This window comes from Bradyrhizobium cosmicum (assembly GCF_007290395.2).
Taxonomy (GTDB): domain Bacteria; phylum Pseudomonadota; class Alphaproteobacteria; order Rhizobiales; family Xanthobacteraceae; genus Bradyrhizobium; species Bradyrhizobium cosmicum.
In genome coordinates, this window is the sequence record NZ_CP041656.2 from 2,059,305 (window position 1) to 2,078,700 (window position 19,396).

The 19,396-nt window shown below is 60.3% G+C and carries 13 protein-coding genes; 4 read left to right on the top strand and 9 right to left on the bottom strand.

What is annotated here, in order from left to right; genetic code table 11:
• Positions 1–459 precede the first annotated feature (459 nt).
• From FNV92_RS09675 to FNV92_RS09705, 7 genes are all read right to left on the bottom strand, one after another.
• Entirely contained in the window at positions 460–2,829 is a 2,370-nt protein-coding gene (locus FNV92_RS09675; protein WP_168213280.1) for a cytochrome c3 family protein, read from the bottom strand.
• Positions 2,830–2,905: 76 nt separating this feature from the next.
• The gene (locus FNV92_RS09680) at positions 2,906–3,358 is read right to left on the bottom strand and encodes a DUF2721 domain-containing protein (protein ID WP_015684501.1); all 453 of its coding nucleotides are present in this window, start codon (positions 3,356–3,358) and stop codon (positions 2,906–2,908) included.
• Between the two features lie 26 nt (positions 3,359–3,384).
• Positions 3,385–4,866, bottom strand: coding sequence for a DUF1254 domain-containing protein (locus tag FNV92_RS09685; RefSeq protein ID WP_143841171.1), 1,482 nt, complete (start codon positions 4,864–4,866; stop codon positions 3,385–3,387).
• A gap of 217 nt (positions 4,867–5,083) precedes the next feature.
• On the bottom strand, positions 5,084–7,570 hold the full coding sequence (locus FNV92_RS09690; protein ID WP_143841170.1) for an arylsulfatase: 2,487 nt from the start codon (positions 7,568–7,570) through the stop codon (positions 5,084–5,086).
• Between the two features lie 32 nt (positions 7,571–7,602).
• Positions 7,603–7,866, bottom strand: coding sequence for a hypothetical protein (locus tag FNV92_RS09695; RefSeq protein WP_015684504.1), 264 nt, complete (start codon positions 7,864–7,866; stop codon positions 7,603–7,605).
• Between the two features lie 92 nt (positions 7,867–7,958).
• Complete coding sequence (locus FNV92_RS09700) at positions 7,959–10,643, bottom strand: arylsulfatase (protein ID WP_168213279.1); 2,685 nt, start codon at positions 10,641–10,643, stop codon at positions 7,959–7,961.
• Positions 10,644–11,278: 635 nt separating this feature from the next.
• Entirely contained in the window at positions 11,279–12,715 is a 1,437-nt protein-coding gene (locus tag FNV92_RS09705) for a DUF1254 domain-containing protein (RefSeq protein WP_143841168.1), read from the bottom strand.
• A 452-nt stretch (positions 12,716–13,167) separates the two neighbouring features.
• On the opposite strand from FNV92_RS09705, the gene FNV92_RS09710 reads away from it, so the two are divergent.
• From FNV92_RS09710 to FNV92_RS09720, 3 genes are all read left to right on the top strand, one after another.
• Positions 13,168–14,211 carry a SphA family protein gene (locus FNV92_RS09710; RefSeq protein ID WP_143841167.1) on the top strand — a complete coding sequence of 348 codons (1,044 nt, stop codon included), beginning with the start codon at positions 13,168–13,170 and terminating at the stop codon, positions 14,209–14,211.
• 630 nt (positions 14,212–14,841) lie between these two features.
• Entirely contained in the window at positions 14,842–15,213 is a 372-nt protein-coding gene (locus FNV92_RS09715; RefSeq protein WP_143841166.1) for a hypothetical protein, read from the top strand.
• 358 nt (positions 15,214–15,571) lie between these two features.
• Positions 15,572–15,919, top strand: coding sequence for a hypothetical protein (locus FNV92_RS09720; protein WP_143841165.1), 348 nt, complete (start codon positions 15,572–15,574; stop codon positions 15,917–15,919).
• A 368-nt stretch (positions 15,920–16,287) separates the two neighbouring features.
• Here FNV92_RS09720 and FNV92_RS09725 read toward each other — a convergent pair whose 3' ends face one another.
• Positions 16,288–17,160, bottom strand: coding sequence for an alpha/beta fold hydrolase (locus FNV92_RS09725; RefSeq protein ID WP_051026514.1), 873 nt, complete (start codon positions 17,158–17,160; stop codon positions 16,288–16,290).
• 291 nt (positions 17,161–17,451) lie between these two features.
• Between FNV92_RS09725 and FNV92_RS09730 the strand changes: the two genes are divergently transcribed.
• Positions 17,452–18,375: a ring-cleaving dioxygenase gene (locus FNV92_RS09730; protein WP_143841164.1), complete on the top strand. Its 924-nt coding sequence runs from the start codon at positions 17,452–17,454 to the stop codon at positions 18,373–18,375.
• Here FNV92_RS09730 and FNV92_RS09735 read toward each other — a convergent pair.
• On the bottom strand, positions 18,309–19,298 hold the full coding sequence (locus FNV92_RS09735; protein WP_143841163.1) for a LysR family transcriptional regulator: 990 nt from the start codon (positions 19,296–19,298) through the stop codon (positions 18,309–18,311). The genes FNV92_RS09730 and FNV92_RS09735 overlap by 67 nt on opposite strands.
• Positions 19,299–19,396: the final 98 nt, after the last annotated feature.

Here is a 19,396-nt window from a genome sequence, read left to right on the forward strand (position 1 = left end):
AAGCGGGCACGCTGGGCGCCAGGGCGGAATCCGCATTCGTTGTCGAGAACTGCGAAGTCTTTCGTCGCGCCCGGCGTGAACTAGCCCGCGTCATTCGATTGAATGATCCAAATTGCCGTCGTCGGACTCGCAGCCGCGTTGCGGAATGAATGCGGCTGCGAACTATCGATCGAGCGTGGCAAGACGTCGCCTTCGCTTAAACTGTTCGACAAGCTGCGGGTCACGCTCCTAGTGAGCTATCCTCCCGAGGGCAAATCGCTGCCTCATCGCCACGCAGAGTCGGTATGCGTCGAAATTCTTCTTGGCCTTGCGTTCTTGTGCTTATTTTGTTCCCTTCGAGCGAAGAGGAACAGACCATGGATCTCAGATTCAATCCAGCGGACATCAAGCGGGGCTGTCGGCCGTTCTCAGAGCGACCGAAATTAGTCTAGCCGCGCCGCAGATCTTCATCGCAGCCCTCTATTGCTTGAGCTGCTTGACCAGATCTTCAATCTCGCGATTGCCCGGCATCAAGCGCGAGAGTTGCTCAGCATAGCCCAAGGCGGATGCGAGATCTCCTTTTTCACGGCTTAGCGCGAGTGCCGCAGAAAGAGTGTCACGATCATTGGGATGCGCTTGCAAGCTGTTTCGTAGAACGGCAAGAGCGCCGTCGCGGCGGCCAGAGGAGTTCAGCCCCACGGCATAGACGTAGGCATAGCGGGGTTGACCGGGGTCCAGCTCTGCTGCTTGACGCAATTCATCGAGCGCCTCGCCGGCGCGCTTTTCCCGCACGAGCACGAGGCCGAGCGCGTGGTGAAGTGAGGCATTCTGCCCCGAGTAGGATAGGGCTGCGCGAAGGACTCGCTCGCCATCTTCGTCGCGCCCCGTTTGCCGGTAGAGATCGGAAAGATTGATGGCGGCCGGCGAGAACGATGGGTCAAGCCTGAGGGCTGCCCGATATTCGGCCTCGGCCTCAGCGGCGCTTGCCTGTCGTGCAAGGAAGTTACCGAGCGCAGTCCGGGCGTCCGGACGATCTGCATTCAATTTTTGCGCGGCCACGAATTCGGCGGCGGCTTGCGTGAACTTGCTGCGATCGGCTGTCGGTTGTCGCGATGGCGGAACGGATGCAAGAAGCTCGGCGGTGCGGATGCGCACGCCGAGCACCGGGTCCGTCAATTGGGGAGATGCAAGCGTCCAGAGCTGGTCGGGTGGAATTCCCTCCAGCGCATCGAGCGCGCCCAGCCTCACGAGCGGATCGGGGATGGAGAGAGCGCGGCGGATCAGGTCGGCGTCGGGCGCGGGCAGCTCGGCCAACGCGCTGGCGCGGACAATTCCGGGGGTGCCGCTTGAGCCGACGACGGCTGCAAGGAGAGCCTGTGCATCGGCCGTCTCGCTCCATGCCGCATGAAATGCCCCTGCATAGGTCTGAAAACCATGGCTCTCCGGACCGAACCAGGTTTCGATCTGCTGTACCGCCCACGCGGCGGGCTTGTCGCGGTGGCAGTCGTTGCAGGCATTCGGTGTGCCAAGCTGCACCGAGAGATCGGGGCGGGGGATGCGGAAGCCGTGATCGTGCCGGCGATCGACGACCATGTAGCGACGTTCAGGCATGTGGCAGGAAGAGCAACCTGGCGGCGGCGACAGATTGGCGTGCTGCCGATGCGCGGTAGACTCATACTTGGCCGGCGCGTGGCATTGCGCACAGACGCCATCGCCGGGCGCCTTGAGCGCTGCGCTATGCGGATCGTGGCAGTCGCTGCAGGTGACACCTTTGGCAAACATATTGCTCTGCTTGAACGAGGCGTAGTTGTAGGCCTCCTCGTCGTCGCGCATCTGGCCGTCGGCATGGAAGCGTTGGCGATCGAGCAGCGACACCCGATGCGTCTCCGACAGGGACCTGCCGGGCACCCAGTCTTCGGAGAGCTGTCCACGTCGCGCATGGCAGCGCCCGCAGGTTTCGACTTCCTTGCGCAACGTTGCCGGAGGCGCGCTACGCTTCGGAGCCATGGTTCCGGCATCGGCTGGCCAGGTGATGCCCGAGCGTTCGTCGAATCGGACAAGCAGGCCGTTGTCCGGGCCGCGGGCTCCAGGCTTCTGGTTCGCCCATGCAATATGTCGCGAGCCTGCGCCGTGGCAGGCCTCGCAGCCGACGCTGATTTCGGAGAAGCTGGTGGCAAACCGATCCTTCGCCACGTCGTAATTCTTGTGCACGTCCGTCGAGTGGCACTCGGCGCACATGAAATTCCAGTTCTGATTGAGTCTGGTCCAGTGCAGAGCATCGTTGCTGGTGACGGCGGCATCGGGATAGAGGTGAAACCAGCGCTGGCCGCCCTGATCCTTCGGCCGCGTGTCCCAGGCAATCGACAGGGCCTGGATGCGACCATCTGGAAATTCGACCAGATATTGCTGCAAGGGATCGACACCGAAAGTGTATTTGACTTCGAACGTCGCAAGCTTGCCGTCCGGACCGTCTGTTTCAACCAGAAACTTCTGGTCCTTGCGGAAGAAGCGCGAGCGCGTGCCTGCGTAGTCATAAGTCGCGCCGTTGAAGTCGCCGCGGACCGACGTGTCGGTCGCGTGATCCATGGCATGGCGATGTTGCGAGCTTTGCCACAGCCTTGTCTCCGCCTGGTGGCAGCCGCTGCACGCCCGGCTGCCGATAAAGCTAAGCTCTGCCTCACGGGTCGGTTTAGACGAGATGTCGGACGTCTTGAGCCAGGACGGCCCGCTTGCGACCAGAAAGAATAGCGCACCCGATCCGATTGCCAGCAGAGCGGCAGTTCGCAAGCGGAATGTTGGCGCGGGGCGTTGAGCGGGAGCCGAACGGTCTTGTTCAGGTCGGGCCTTCATGGGGCCCTTCTGGTGCCTGCGGCTCTTCCGACCCTTCGTCACGTTCGGTCACCCATCGCGTGCTGCCCAAGCAGATTTACATGCGCAGGTCGTTGTCGTGAAGGGCAATTCGGGTTTCGCGGGCGAGGTCGACGAGCGAAGCGCAGAACGTCAACAGCGCGGCCATGAACAGAAGCGCAACGCCATATTCGTGGGCGACATTGAATAGCGCGCTGATGAAGGCAACGATGATGATGAGGGCGGTGAGGATCGCAGAGAGGATGGAGCAGAATAGCGATCTATTCAGAAGCGATGCCCGGTACCGCAGCCGGGGTATATCGCCCTTGAGGAAAGCCTTGGAGACATCGTCATCGGTGATGCCGTGAAGAAACTGGGCCCGGTCGACGACCCGGTTGATGCGGGAAACAAGGACCGAAATGAAGGACGCAACGGCTCCCAGCAGAAAAGCCGGAGCCGCCACGTTACCGATGATCCGGGCCAGTTGGTCGATTGAAGGCGTTACCGGCACCAGCTGAATCACGTTCTCCATTTCTTCGCCCGATCCTTCGAGGCTCCTCAGCTGCTCCGGACGCGCCGAACAGGCGGGATCATGAATGTGCCGTCCTTTAGGGCGGTCTTGGGTTGATAGACCCTGACGCTGAGATTGAACGGCAAGCTTGGTGGACACGGAAGCCAATTCGCTTCCTTGTCCGCGCCTGGTGATTGCGCCTGGATGTAGATATCGAGCGAGCCGTCCGGATTGTATTTGATCGGCATCGCCGAAGTTATCCCGTAGCGATTGATCGTGTTTCGAACATAGAAATTCTCGCGATAGGGCGAGACTGACCATATCCCGCTTTCGGAGGGGAATATCTCGTCCTTCTCCAGATGGAGAACGTATTTCGCCGCGCCGTCCAGAACGTTGCCGTCGCCGTCGACAAAGGCGGTTGGATAGACCGCATCATCCGACGTCAACGCGCCCAATCCAAACCAGGCGATAAATGCCCGCGTGGTGTAGTCAGTGCCGAAGCGGCCGATATTGAGCGCGCCCTGCCAGCCGTTCACGGTCGGCGCAGTGTAGGGGCCCGTTTCCAGCTTGTACCAGACCTCGGCCGGCGCCCGGTTGATTCCACGCAGAATGGCCGGATCGAGCTCGGAAGGTTCAAAGTCCTTGCCGACCTCGATCCCGATACGCTTGAGCTTGTCGATAGTCTTGGCGTCGTCAGGGTAGGGCGGGTTGTCCTTCAACGCAGCGGCGAGGCGCTTGAAGAACATCTCGCCGGTCATGAGCCGGACCTGATCGTACGGCGTTGCCGTTGTATCGACACTGGTGTCGATCGGCACATCTGACGGCGGCGTGTAGGGCTTGCCCCAGGCGCTGAGCGGCGTCAATTGCAACTGATCCTGCAGCTTGTTGACCGCAGCAAACTCCGTTGAGCTGTTGCATGCGATCTGGACCAACACCGAGGCGTAGCGGGTTGTCGAGCGGAACGTCTGCTTGATGCCGTTGGGCGCAACACCGTTCCATTTGGGGCCAACGATGAGGAAATCTCCGGCGCGAGTCCCCGTCGTCCGACTGCCCGCCGAGGCGAAATCGTCGGTCCACATGTTGAGCGCCTGCATGACGATGTAGCGCCCTTGGGTATCGGGCTGCGAATAGACGAAAGGCTCCTTGTCCAGGTCGATGAACGAAAACGCCCAGAGAGAGTTGACGCTGATGCGGACGCAATCCTTGAAATCCGGATCGACGTAGGTCCGCATCCTGCCGAACTGGTTGATGGGCGCCTTGTATTGCTCGGATTTCGAGGCGGCCGTCATCACCGCTCGGGTTGCATCCATCATGACAAGCGGAAAGCCGTAGACATAGCACTCAAGCGCGAGAACGTACGCCAGCTCTTCCTCAACGTCGCCCTTCAGGTCGCCCAGTGCCCGCAGAAGGGGGCCTGCGGCTTGGCTGTTGGTCGGCGCGAATACGGTGCCGAGGCCTGCGCCGAATGCGGTCGTGATCAGGTCGCGGCGATGAATCGAAATGCTTTCCTGTCCAGCAGATGAATCCATGGTCGATCTCCCTTTTTACTAGCGCGCCGCTCGACCCTACCTATTTGAGCTAAGCTCGAAACGTCCATCTTTCGGCGCAAGCCCGTGGTAGGGGCGAGGCCATTGCAGATGACGCAGATGGCAGATGAGCGATGGTCCCCGACGCGAAGCCTAAAACATTTCGATCTTGGGAGCGGGGAGCGTTCGCTCCCCGCTGTTCTGCTGTGAATGACCAAGGCTAGTCGTTTGCTTTGGTCACGGCCTTCTGTATGGCTTTGCGATCCTCCTCAGCCAACTGTTCTGGCTTGATGTTGAAGGTCAACTTGTCGATCGTGCCGGTGAATCGGAATGGCAGCGTATAGCTATCGTCGACCGCGGTGCGGGTATCAAGCCCAACGTCCATGGATTCATCGATCGCCATCATGAATGGAATCGTGTGTTCCATCTTCTGTTGCGACAGCACTCGACCGTCGACCGAAAGGACACCGGTGCCGCCTTTCCCGAGTCCGGGCCCATCGTATTTGAAGTCGAACGCGATCTTGTGCTTGCCCGGACTGAGCGACTGGCCCAGCCAGTCTTCGGCTCCAACACCGCCTTCCCAGCGATAACGCTTGAGATTGAGAAGATTGTAGACGAAGACCGGTTTCCCCTTGAGCAGGTAAAGGCCATAGCCGCCGAACCTCCCGCCCATTGTAGCGATCATGCCTTCGGCACCACCACTTGGTACAGTGATCTCCGCTGTGATCGTGTAGTTCCTGTTCAGAAGGCTGGGAGCATTGGCAATCGGAATGTCGGCGTTCTCACCAACATAGGTGAACTCCGTTCGCCCTGCCGTCCCACTGGGCCGCGGCGTGAGAAGTCGCGGGAGCACCGAATTATCCAGCGGGAAGACTTGGTACTTTTTCGCCTCCGCCACGAATACCGCCTGCAGTTCCTCGAGCTTCTCGGGATTCTTCGCTGCAACGTCGTTCGCCTGCGAGAAGTCCTCGGCGATGTTGTAGAGCTCCCACTTGTACTGTTCGATCGGCGGCAGCGCCTTCGTGCCGACGAGCCACGGCGGCTCGGGCGGCGTGGTCGCTGCATACCAGCCTTCATGGTAGATGCCGCGATTGGCGAACATCTCGAAGTACTGGGTCGTGCGCTTCGACGGTGCGTCGGCATTTGCCTTGTCGAACGTGTACGCCATGCTCACGCCCTCGATGGGCTTCTGCTTGATGCCGTCGACCATGTCGGGCGCCTTGATCCCAGCCGCGTCGAGGATCGTGGGTACGATGTCGATCACGTGGTGAAATTGGGTGCGTATGCCGCCGGCATCGTTGATGTGGCCAGGCCATGAAATGGCCATGCCCTGCCGCGTCCCACCGAAATGTGACGCGATCTGCTTGGTCCACTTGAAGGGCGTGTCGAACGCCCATGCCCACGGCACTGCCATGTGGGGATAGGTCTGGTCCGAACCCCAGGATTCGTAATATCGGAGATACTCGACCTCTGGCAAATCGAGCACGCCATTAGCGACCGTAAGCCAGTTTGGCGTGCCCATCATCGAGCCTTCCGAGCTCGTACCGTTGTCGCCGTTGATATAGATGATCAACGTGTTGTCGAGCTTGCCCATATCTTCGACCGCCCGGATCACCCGGCCAATCTCGTTGTCTACGTATGCGGTGTAGGCCGCGAACACGTCGGCCTCGCGAATGACGATCTTCTTCTTCACGTCGGAGAGCGAATCCCACTTCGGCAGGACATCCGGCCAGGGTGTGAGCTGCGTATTTGCGGGGATCACGCCGAGGCGCTTCTGGTTGGCGAAGATCTGCTCGCGCAGTTTCTCCCAGCCCTCGTCAAACAGGTGCTTCTTGCTGATCTTGTCGATCCATTCCTTGGTAGGCTGGTGCGGGTCATGGGTCGCGCCAGGCACGTAGTAGACGAAGAACGGCTTGTCGGGTGCCGCGGCGTCGAGTTCCTTCATGTAGCGGATCGCGTCGTCCGCCATGTCGGTGACGAGGTTGTAGTCCTTCCTGCCGACCCATGGATACACGGGGGTGTGGTCGCGGAACAGGTACGGAGTCCACTGATCTGACTCGCCGCCCATAAAGCCATAGAAATACTGGAAGCCCATCCCGCTTGGCCATTGGTCGAACGGACCGGCCGCGCTGTACAGGTAAGAGGGCGTGTTGTGGTTCTTGCCGAACCACGACGTGGCATAGCCGTTGTCCGACAGAATCCTTCCGATGGTCGCGTTCTCGGGGCCGATGACCGAGTCATAGCCCGGATAGCCTGTCGCCAATTCGCTGATCTGGCCGAAGCCGACCGAGTGATGATTGCGACCGGTGATCAGCGCCGCTCGCGTCGGTGAGCAAAGCGCCGTCGAGTGGAACTGAGTGTAGCGCAGCCCGTTCTTGGCGACGCGGTCGAGCGTCGGCGTTGGGATCACGCCGCCGAAGGTACTCGGTACACCGAAGCCCGAGTCGTCCGTCATGATCAGCAGCACGTTCGGCGCGCCTTTTGGTGGCACGACGGTCGGCGGCCACCAAGGCTTCGAGGTCTTGGCGTCTTCCGTTATTGTCCCGCCGAATTTCGGCGGCGCCGGTGGAAGCTGGTCACCCGGAATGGTGATGGTCGCGGCCGGGGAGCCGAGCGGCGGCGTGGTTGGTTGCGCTTGCTGTGCAAACGCCGGACCGGCTATCGCTGATGTCAAAAACAGTAGGGAAACAATCGCACGAGAAATCATTACAACCCCTCCCAAAAGGTGCGTAGCCTGCGCTATCGCAGCGGTTCGACTTTCGCGGCCATGTCCGGCGCGCGGCTGACCCGGTAATTGGCATTGCTGCATTTCAGAACCCAGACAGCGTAGTCAGGCTTGGAGAGCTTTTGGTCCTTGCGCGCTCCAAGTGGCTTGTCGCAGGTAAATCCCTGCGTGCGGATCTGCGCGGCCAGCATCCCCTGCTGCGTTTCGTCTTTGATCGCGGTTGCTTGCTGCGCCTTGACGGGTGCACAAAAGAATGCAGCGGCGGCGACCAGCAACATCGAAGCTATCGGTCTGCACATGACGTTTGCCCTTCTCCCTCGAGCGGGTGCGGGGGACGAACCCCGCACCCGCGACAATGGTCGGATCGGCCTCACTTCATGCAGTCACGGACGAATTGAAGTCTTTCAACAATTCCGAGATCTCGAGCCTGCGCTTGCTTGCGACAGCCCTCGCGCTTATCAAGGCGCAGCTCGACCTTTTGCAGCAGGCTGAGGCCGATATCGCCCGAGACCTGCGGCGCAGCGGCCTCGGCCGCGGATTTGCTGGCATCGGCGGATGGCCCATCGCCAGCGGCCCTTGCCGCTGCTTCAAGACGCTTGATGTCTTCCGGGCTCAATTTCGGCCGGTCGATATTTAGCGTGATCTTGTTGAGCGTGCCGGTGAAGGTGAACGGCGTGCTGTAGTCGTTGTCGTCGACAGGCGTGCCGGTGTCAGACCCGATGTCCAGCGCCTCATCCCACTGCAGGATGAAGGGAAGCGTGTGCTCCATGGTCTCTGTCGCGACTGCATTGCCGTCGACTTTGAGGACTCCGGTGCCGCCGCGGCCGATACCGCTATAGTCGCCAAAGGCCATCGTTCCCGCGCCGAGGCCGTCATACTTGAAATCGAACTCGATTACATGCTTGCCCGGCGTCAGCTCGGGTCCCTCCCAGCGCAAGCGCTTGAGGTCGACCAGGTTCCACGTGAACACCGGCTTGTTCGTGAGGATATAGAAGCCGTATCCGCCGAAACGTCCGCCTTGGGTGATCAGCATGCCTTCGGCGCCACTTTGCGGAATCTCGACATCGATCTTGAAGCTATAGGAGGCGTTGAGGACGCTCGGCGCGTCACCGTTCGGCGTGCCCGTGAGTGGCCGCGTCCAGGTGAAAGAAGTGCGGCCGGCACTGAGACTCGGCCGTGGTATGACCAGCCGGCCAGCGACCGAGGAATCCAGTGGCAGGACCTGATATTTCTGCGCCTCCTTCCAAAACAAATCCTGCATCTCCTTCAGCTTGACAGGATTCTTGGCCGCGACATCCTCATACTGCGTCCAGTCGTTCTTGAGATCGTAGAGCTCCCACGGATAATCGGCCGGGTCCGGCAGCTTGATACCACCCGTCACCCACGGCGGCCGCAGTACCTTGGTGCTGGCGATCCAGCCGTCGTCGTAGATCGCGCGATCGGCGAACATCTCGAAGTACTGGGTCTTGTGCGTCGAGGGTGCGTTCGCGTTGCCGAAGGTATACATCATGCTGACACCCTCGATCGGGCTCTGCTTGATTCCATCCACCATATCGGGCTGCTTGATTTGGGCGGCTTCGAGAATCGTCGGCACGACGTCGATGACATGGTGGAATTGATTACGAATCCCCCCCTTGTCTGTGATGCCCTTCGGCCAGGAGATCGCCATGCCCTGGCGGGTGCCGCCGAAGTGCGAAACGATCTGCTTGGTCCAGGAGAATGGCGTGTCGAACGCCCAGGCCCAGCCGATCGACATGTGGTTGTAGGTGCGGTCGGTGCCCCAAGCGTCATAAAAATACTTCAGCTGCTCCTCAACCCCAGGATTGGCTCCGTTGAACATCGCGACTTCGTTCGGCGTGCCGTTTGGTTGGCCTTCGGCGCTTGTTCCATTGTCGCCGTTGATGTAGATGACCAGGGTGTTGTCGAGCTTGCCGAGGTCGTCGATCGCCTGGATCACGCGGCCGATCTCGTTGTCGGCGTAGGCGACAAAGGCAGCGAAGATTTCGACCTGCCGGATGAAGAGCTTCTTTTCGTCGGCGTTGAGCTGGTCCCACTCCTTGATCAGGTCTTTCGGCCACGGCGTCAGCTTGGCGTCCTGGGGGATGACGCCGAGCTTCTTCTGGTTGGCGAAGATCGTATCGCGCAGCTTGTTCCAGCCGTCGTCGAACAGCTTCATCTCGCTGATCTTCTGGACCCATTCCTTCGTCGGATGATGCGGCGCGTGGGTGGCGCCCGGCGCGAACTTGATCAGGAAGGGCTGGTCCGGCGAGAGAGCATTGATGCGGTTGACGTAGTCGATTGCCTCATCGGCCATCGCTGTCATCAAATTCCAGCCGGGCTTGCCGACATAGGGATAGATCGCCGTGGTATTGCGGACGAGATTGCCTGGCTCCCACTGATTGGTGTCGCCGCCCATGAAGCCGTAGAAATATTCAAAGCCCATGCCGGTCGGCCACTGATCGAACGGACCGGCCTGGCTGGCCTGGTATTCCGGAGTATTGTGGTTCTTGCCGAACCACGCGGTGTGGTAGCCATTGTCCTTCAATATGCGGCCGATCGTGGCCTTGTCTTTGGCGATGACGCTGTCGTAGCCCGGATAGCCGGTCGCCTGTTCGGCAACGACGCCGTAGCCGGCCGAATGATGATTGCGGCCGGTGATCAGAGCCGCACGGGTCGGCGAACACAGCGCCGTCGAATGGAAGTTGGTGTAGCGCAGGCCGTCCTTCGCGATCCGATCGAGCGCCGGGGTCGGGATCACTCCGCCGAACGTCGACGGCACGCCGTAGCCGGAATCGTCGGTGATGATCAGAAGAACGTTCGGCGCGCCTTTGGGAGGAACGACACGCGCAGGCCAAAAGGGCGTCGATTTCGTCGCGTCGCGCTCGATCTTGCCGCCGAATTTCTGCGGCGGCGGTGGAAGCTGGTCGCCCGGAATGGTGATGGTCGCGGCCGGAGAGCCCAGTGGCGGCGTGGTCGGTTGCGCTTGCTGTCCAAACGCCGGACCGGATATCGCTGATGTCAAAAACAGTATGGAAACAGTTGCACGAGAATTCATTGCAAGCCCTCCCGAGAGGTGCGCGCAATTGCGCAAGCATTTGTCATTCTTGAGGGGAATGCAAAGTGCGACGTTGACGTAGATCAACCCGCGCGATTGATCGCACCCGGCGTCGCACTGGTCCGCATCTGTGACATGCCGTCACGTTGAACGGCAGCAACGCTGCGCCGACCGAGCTGAACAACGGGACCTTGAGCGAAATCAACGGGAAGAATTCCGTGGGTCTCAAGCTTGCAAATAAGCATTCATGATCTTGCCTGGGATCGACCGCGACACACCATGCTCGCTCACAAGCTCAATCATCCTGTCGCCGGCGCCGCGCTCGCGGTCACCTTGGTTGCAGCAATATCGTTCGCATCCTGGCGGAGACCTTCTGCGGACCATCAGCTTGCGATCAAGAGCGATCGTCTCGAGCAGAGCGATCGTCGTGACCTGGATGTGGGCTGTGCGCGGGCCGTGTGGCCCTATGGATGCGGCTGGCAATCGCCTCCGGAAGGACGAGAAACAAGGAGGCACTTCCCTAAACGGCGGCGGGGATTGCTTTTGTTTCTCGCATGATCACGTGCGAGGCGTCCTGTCTCGTCGAGCGGAAATGTTCAGCTTGGTCAGAGCACCGCGTTTTACCGAAAGCGGCTCTAGGAGATCCGCTTCACGCCGGGAGGCCGCCAAGTTCCTTTGCCCACCGGGAGGATCGAAGGTGGCTCCGACCTCGGCCAGTACAGCCGCATGGCCAGATAGATCGGACCATTCGGAGCAGGCAACCAGTTAGATTCCTTATCAGGACCGGGTGATTTGTTCTGGATGTAGATGGTCAGCGATCCGTCTGCATTCTTCTTCAGGTTGGCCAGCATCGGCGAATTGACCAGATAGCGATCGATCGGGTTTTTGATCAATAGCTGGGTTTTGCTATCATACATCGTCACCGACCAGAATGCATTGACCGGCGGTAGCTGACCTGCGGCAAAGGTGAGGGTGTAGGCATGTTTGCTGCCATCGAGCGTCCTCCCTTCGCTGTCAACGCGCGTCATCGGATATGTCGCCTCAACTGCATCGTTGCCGTAGATCCCACCCTTGGCACCAGCGGCGCGGAGCAGCCAGTTGCCGTTGTAGAAGGCGCTATCGCCAAAGTACGAAGCGACGCGCCAACCGTCCACGTCCGTGCCGGCTTTGGCGAGATACTCATCGACCTTGCGCTCTCCCTCCTTCATGCCCAAGGCAATTTCTGCCTTCTGCTTCAAGGAGAGGGTTTTGAAGTCGAAGGTCTTCCCGGGTCCGACGCCAATGCGTGCGAGCTTTGCGCGAACCTCTGTTTCGACCGGCTCGGCCGGGGCGAACTGGAGGGCAAAATCGAGGTACTCGAAGAAATTCGTCTTCACCAATTCCTTGTTGATCTTCGGGAATTTGATTTCCGGCGCAGGCGGCGGTGGCGGCTGGTTCAGGTACTTGGAGAGCGGCTGCACCTTGTAACCGGACTGAACTTTCGCGACGTTTTCGATGTCGTCCGGGCCGAACAGTTGAGTGCGATAGGCTGCGGCCGAGAACTGGGTGGTGGACCGGAAAACCTTCTTGATGCCGCGCGGCGTTTCGCCTTGCCAGTTAGGGCCAACGACCATGTAGTCGCCGGGCTCGCTTCCCGTGGCACGGCTGCCGATATATCCGTAATTGTAGCAGTTGGCATCGCACAGCATGACCGAATAGTAGCGCTTCGGATCGACCGCCGGAACGGCAAGAACAATCGGCTCGGCCCGCAAATCCATGAAGAGCATGGAATAGGGCGTATCGCTGTTGGGAGTGATGACAGCCGTATCCTTGTAGGTGAAGACTCTCGCCTCATTGTGGATCTGATTGAAGGGCGCCTTATACTGGCTTGAGGAGCGGTCGATAGCATATTCATACATGACCGCGTAATTCATCACGATAGGCAAACCGTAAATGAAGCCTTCTTCGGCGATGTCTTTCGCAGCGAAGAAGCTGGGCTGATTTACCTGAGCCAATATCGGAGTAGACTTGGATCCCGCTGCAGCAATGGCAACTGCCGCGCTGCCGCGAAGAAGTTGGCGTTTTGTGAACATGGTCTGCTCCCGAGACGAATGGTCAACGCTCGCATGAGCGGACATGGCCTCCTTGATCCAAGTCAAGCCCCCGAACCAATCCAATGCCGCTGATCGATCGAGCGCAGAAGTCCCGCGATGTCCCCCTGTTAGGGGCATAGCGGACGTTCAACGGCGTCCCCCGATTCATGAAGTGCGACCCTGGGCGACGTGGCCTCCCTCTATCTCGGTCAAAGGAGACACGAGCATTGCATCCCGGGGGGGCGTTGTTGCCGTATAATCCCGGAAGCGTAAGCCATCAAAGTGGCACTATAGTAGTGTACTGTGCTCCGTTTGCTACATTCGGTTGCCAATTGTTCCTGACGTCGTGACGGCTATCGCCCGGCGCAGGATGCCCTGTCATATTGTTTGCATCATACTCGGCGCTCATTCTGCGCCGTGGCTCGTGGTCTTTGCAGGGGATTGCCATGAGAATGACCAAAGCGCTTGCCGCCATTGCATTTGCGGCCGTTGCATCAGTACCGACGATTGCCCAGGCAGATGAGAGTGGCATCAGCTTCTGGATTCCGGGCACATTCGGTAGCCTCGCGGCCACACCTCAGCAGCCCGGCTGGTCGGCCGCATCAATCTATTATCATACTTCAGTATCTGCCGGTGCGGACGTGGCGCGCGCCCGCGAGATTCAGATCGGCCGCATTCCCGTGAACTTGACAGCGACCTTGAACGCAAACGTCAATGCGAACGTGGATCTCGGCCTGCTGAATGCGACCTACGTTTTTGCAACGCCGGTTCTCGGTGGTCAGGCATCTGCCAGCCTGATCGGGATCTACGGCGCAAATGCGACCTCGCTTAACGGATTGGTGACGGGCTCACTTTCGACACCGGGCGGCTCGATTCCGTTCTCGCGCTTTGATTCCATCAGCGACTCCGTCACCGGCTTCGGTGATCTGATCCCTCAATTCGCAATGCGCTGGAACGCTGGCGTCAACAATTACATGGCCTACGTCATGGGTGACATCCCTGTCGGTGCCTACCAGTCCACGCGCCTCGCCAATATCGGGATCGGGCATGGGACGATCGATGCGGGCGGCGGCTACACCTATTTCAATCCACAGACCGGACATGAGCTCTCCGGTGTGCTCGGCTTTACCTACAATTTCACGAATCCTGACACGCAGTATCAGAGCGGCGTCGATATGCACTTCGACTGGGGCGCTTCTCAATTCCTGAGCAAGCAGGTCCAGGTCGGTCTGGTGGGCTACGTCTACAAGCAGCTCGGCTGCGATAGCGGCTCCGGCGATCGCGTCGGCTGCTTCCGCTCGCAGGTCGCGGGCGTCGGCCCGCAGGTCGGGTTCATCTTCCCGGTCGGTGACATGCAGGGCTACCTCAACTTCAAGGCTTACAAGGAATTCGCCGCGGAGAACCGGCCTGACGGGTGGAATGCATGGGTGACGTTTGTCATCTCGCCGGCGGCGCCAACGCCGACCGCGCCGCCGAAGCGGATGATCACGAAGTAGGGGCTCCGGCAAGCCGCAGCAGGCGAAGTGACGTTCGCCGAAGAAGACGGCACGATATCTAGGACGCCAACAGCGATAATGAGTTCTGACGTGGTGATCTCGCGCAGAGCAGGATTGTCGGCCTCAATATGCGCGCTGTGTTGGCAATGTATGACCGTCTTAATACTGTAAGCACCGCTGACCTACGGCGATCGCGGCTCGATCGTTTCCGCCAAGTGATTGAGTTGGTTCGACAGAACGACTTGTTGGCGGCGGCTTATGCGTCACGCGCGCCGCTTTCTCCGAAACGCGGAAATTGATTTGCATCAACGCGCGGCGCGAAGCCGCGTGGCTCGCTGACAGCATCCAATTGCGGGGTGCGAGACGCCGGAGTCAGATGATGATCGCGCGATTGCTTGTTCTAACCTGCATTCTTAACGCGGTCGTGGTGACTGCTGTCCCCGCCGCGAGCAGGCGCGTGACAACGACGCCCCCTGCGGCTCAGACCAATGCCCGAGTGGGTGAGCTGCCTCCCGCCAGGAGCACGGTGCTTCGGCAGGATTTGTTTGACCGGAGAAACCCGAACAACGTCAGGACGGATTGGCCTGCTCCGCCTTTCCAACCTGCGCAGTTCTAGAAGGGATTTAGCAGATGAAGGCCGCTCTGTTGTCGCTCGCGCTGCTCGGAAGCAATTCGTCCATACCGGTCGCTGATCGCATGCCCGAATTGAAAGTGGAGGCGCTGTGCCAGGCCACGACGGCCATCGATAAAGCGATGGGGCTGAGCGAAGCCCAAAGCCTCGCCGACTGTATGCGCGATGAAACAACCGCACAGCAGCAGCTCCAGGCGATATGGCAGGGGACCGCTCCTTCCCTTCGTGACCGCTGCGAGGGCGAGGCCACCTCGGCCGGAGCTCAGAGCTATGTTGATCTTCTCACCTGTATCCAGATGGAGGAAATAGCGAACTCGCTACCGAACCCGTCCGGATTGAGAGGCGCCAGCAAGAGCAGAAGTAAGAAATAGCCGACGCATACATTCAAGGAGGCTCATCATGAAGTGCATCAGCGCAAGATCTTGGTTGATTGCTGCGGTCGTAGTTTGTGCAACAGCAACCTCTGTGCAGTGGTCGCGCGAAGGCGGCTACTCCGTTTCGATCGACCGGGCCGAGGCTCGGGTAGGGCGTCCCGCAACTCCTGTGAGTGCTGCAGGCGTTGCGCGTCGGACGACGCGCCGCGCAGTCGTGGGCGGCGCTGCCGCCGCGGCGGGCGCAGCGGCAGTTGTGGCACCCGCCTGCGCCCGCGTCCTGGTGAATGGAGTATGGGTCTGTCGGTAGCTTGGCGAGCCGGGTATCCCCGGCTCCGTCTTTTCAGGAGAAGATTATATGAAGCATTTATCGATCGTTATATGCGTCGCCGCGACTTTTGCGACGACTGGTGCTTTGGCACAGCCGGCCAATCTCACAGGGGTCTACAAATGCGTTCAGATGTGTCGCGGAGACTTGCCGGCTTACGTCACGCAGAATGGGACTGAACTCAACCTGTTGACCGAAGCAGGCGTGCCGTCCCGTGCCTGGCCCGACTGGTACTCTCCGGCAAACCGGATCTGGATCGATGCGTTCAATCAAAGCGCGGTCTATTCACCTGACGGGATGCTCATCCAGTTTGACAATGGGACCATCTGGCAGCGCGACGTGCCCCCGCTTTCGCCGCCTGTGCGGCGGCGCCGATAAGTATGTACGAGATCGCATCGACGACGGGCCATGAAGTGGGGCGGGTGCGACGAGACGAATAAGAGCATCTGCGCCGAGCTGAGCAGGATCGACGTTTGAACTTCCGCTCGGAGTCATTTTCGGCGGAGTGGGCCAGTGCTGTCCGGGCAGGGCGCACGAAACTACACATTTTTCCTCCCCAACATCATCCGATAGAAGCCCGGCGCCTGCGTCCGAACCTGGGGAGCGGCAGCGCTTGCCTGGCCCCCGAACGCCTGAGCTACGAGGGCCAAGGTCGTGCCGGTGTAGATCGAGTTCATCTTCGCTCCCTTGGGTTCAAGACCTCTGTTCGACTTCCGCCGCACGGTCGGAAAGTTGCCTTCCGACTCTCAACCCTTCCATCCCTTTAGAAAATCGAGAAGAAGCTCGTTGACCCGTCCCGGCTGTTCTTCCTGCGGAAGATGGCCGCAACGTTCGATCGGGGCGACCGAGAGGTTTTCTGCCATCTCGCTCCAGACCGCTTTCATGTCGAAGAGGCGGCCGACAGCGCCGAAGTCTTCACCCCAAAGGGAAAGCACGGGGCACCGGATCTTCTGCTCGGCGTCCTCGAGATCCTGCGCGATGTCTTCTGCGCCGGCGCGATAGTCGGCCATCGCGCCCCGTACGGCGCCAGGCGCGCTGTAGGATCTTACGTAGGTCTCGAACGCCTCGCCGGAGATCGTCATTGGGTCGTGGCACCAGTCGGAGAAGAAGTGACGAAGCCAGATGTCCTCGCGTCCCGCGATCAGTGCTTCCGGCAGGTCGGGGATCTGGTGGAACATGAAGAACCAGTATTCGCGGGCGACTTTCGCGTTCATCTCGCGCGCCACGATGCGTGTCGGAACGTTGTCCATGACGACGAGACGATCGACCAGATCCGGGTGGTCCTTGACCAGGCGGGTCGCGACCCGCGCGCCGCGATCGTGTCCGATCAGTGCCACGCGCTCCACGCCGAGTGTCTTCAACAGCTCGACGATGTCGTTGGCCATCGTCCGCTTGTCGTAGCCGTTCGGCGGCTTGTCGGTCTCGCCGTATCCGCGCAGGTCCGGCGCGATCACCCGGTAGTGGGCGGCAAGCGCCGGTATCTGGAAACGCCAGGCGAAGCTGGTTTCCGGGAAGCCGTGCAGTAGCACGACCGGGGGGCCGGCCCCGGCCTCCAGATAGAACTGGCGGATGCCGTTTGCTCGGCAGGTTGCCCGACGAATGGTGGTCACCGATCTCATGCCCTGGGTGCGAGGTTTTCGGGCGCGATCCTTCGTCAAGTCGGAGGTAACTGATTGCAGGTTTTCACGGCATTTTGCACGATTGCATCGCTGCAGCTGCGGGAACGCCCGGTCAGGTGCCGAATTTTACCCTGGCGGCGGTTCCAGGATCGGGAGAAAGTCCAAGACGCGCGGCGATGTTCGGGATTGTCTGTTCGAAACGAGTAGCAACCGAAGGGAGAACGAGGACCCGCGCGCGGAGATGGTGCTCCGAACGGACGGCCTCGGGACCAAGGATTAGGCAGCAATTGCGTGAACGCACGGGGACTTCATCACGTCACAGCGATCATCGGCGATGTACACCGCGCCGCCGACTTCTACGCGGGTGTGCTGGGGCTCAAGCGGGTCAAGAAGACCGTCTGCTATGACGATCCCGGCAGTTACCACGTCTACTACGGCGACGACGTCGGCAATCCGGGTGCCGTAATCAGCACGCTCGCCTGGAATTGTGTGACGCCGGGGCTCAGCGGCGTCGGCGAGGTCGTCCAGACCGCCTTCCGCGTCGCTCCGGATTCGCTCGATGGATGGGTGGATCGGCTCAACTCCTCAGGGGTCCCCAATCGATTGGACGTGTCGCCGTTCGGCGAGCGCATGCTCTGCTTTTCCGATCCCGATGGCACGGCGCTGTCGTTGGTCGAGGCGTGGGAAAAGCAACCAGCGCGAACCGGCCAAGACTCGACGGCCGATCGTGCGCTACGTGGTCTTCATAGTGTCACGCTGAGCGTCCGCGAGGAGGACGAGACCATCGACATCCTTCAGAAGGTTTTCGATTTCCAGCTGGTCTCTCAGCGAAACGGCGCCATGCGCTTCGTGGCTCACGACGGCCCGGGCGGGACCATCACCTTGCGCATGATCGGAAAGTCATCGCGGGGGCGCCTTGGCGGTGGCACCATCCGGCACGTCGCCTTTCGCGCGAGCAATCTCGATCATCGATCGGAGATGGTCGAAAAACTCCGGTCGGTGTACGGCATCGTGGTGAGCGAACCCATCGAGCGAACCTACCTGAATGCAGTCGGCTTTCGCGCGCCTTGCGGCGTGCTTTTCGAGATCGCGACCGACGGCCCGGGTTTCGCGGTCGACGAGGCGCCGGAGAGGTTAGGCCAGCAACTTCAGCTTCCCTCTTTTCTCGAAGAGCGTCGCGCCGAATTGGCGGCGATCCTGCCTCCGCTCGCTTGAACTGCCTGTCGACCGTTGCGAGCCCGACCGTCCATGAAATCGGTCAGTCGCGGGCACATGAAGTCAAGGAATGCTCTCACGCGAAAGGGCAGCCGCGGTCCGCCGTGATAGAGCGCGTGTATTTGCTCTTCGTCGCCTGCCGTGCCCTCGAGCACTTCGACCAGGTGGCCAGCCGATATGTCGTCGCGAACGTGATAATCGGCGAGCCTTGCGAGGCCAATGCCCGCGATTGCCATTCGCCGCAGGCTCTGTGCGTTGTTTGCAAGCAGCGAGCCGCTGATCGCGCGGTCGACAATTCGCCCGCTCTCCTTCAGGGGCCAGACCGGGGCAGAGCGTCGGAAATTGAATCCCAAGCAATTGTGACGTGAAAGGTCCTGAACCCTCTTCGGCTCACCCAGGCGATTTATGTAGTCTGGAGATGCGACGATCCTTCGTTTGACGACCCCGATGCGCCGGGCGACCATTGCGGAGGCCTGCAAGGGACCGACGCGGAAGGCTACATCGGTCCGGTCGAGGTACATATCGACGATTTCGTCGGAGAGCGAGATGTCGACCACGATCTCCGGGTGAGCTTGCCAGAAGGCGGGGAGCAGGGGCTCAAGGCCGAGAATGCCAAAGGCAATCGTGGTGTTGACCCGGATCGTTCCGCCCGCGGCCGCTGCGCCCTGAGAGATTCCGCGTTCGATGCCATCGAGCTCGGCCAGCAGCGCAACGCTCTTGTCGTGGTATGTCTGCCCTTCGGATGTCAGCGCCAGCCGCCGCGTCGAGCGCTCGAACAGCCTGACGCCGAGCCGTGCCTCGATCCTCCCGATGAGCTTGCTGACGGTGGACGGCGTCATCAACAGTCGACGGGCCGCCTCCGAATAGCTCTTGGCTTCGACCACCCGGAGGAAAACCTGCATTTCGCCGATGCGATTATCCATCGCGCATCCATCTATGAAATCGTTTCACAGATAAGATGGAACTGGAGCGGATTATCAAGTCCGCCAAATGTCACCTATCCTGTGCCATCGTTTCCTTT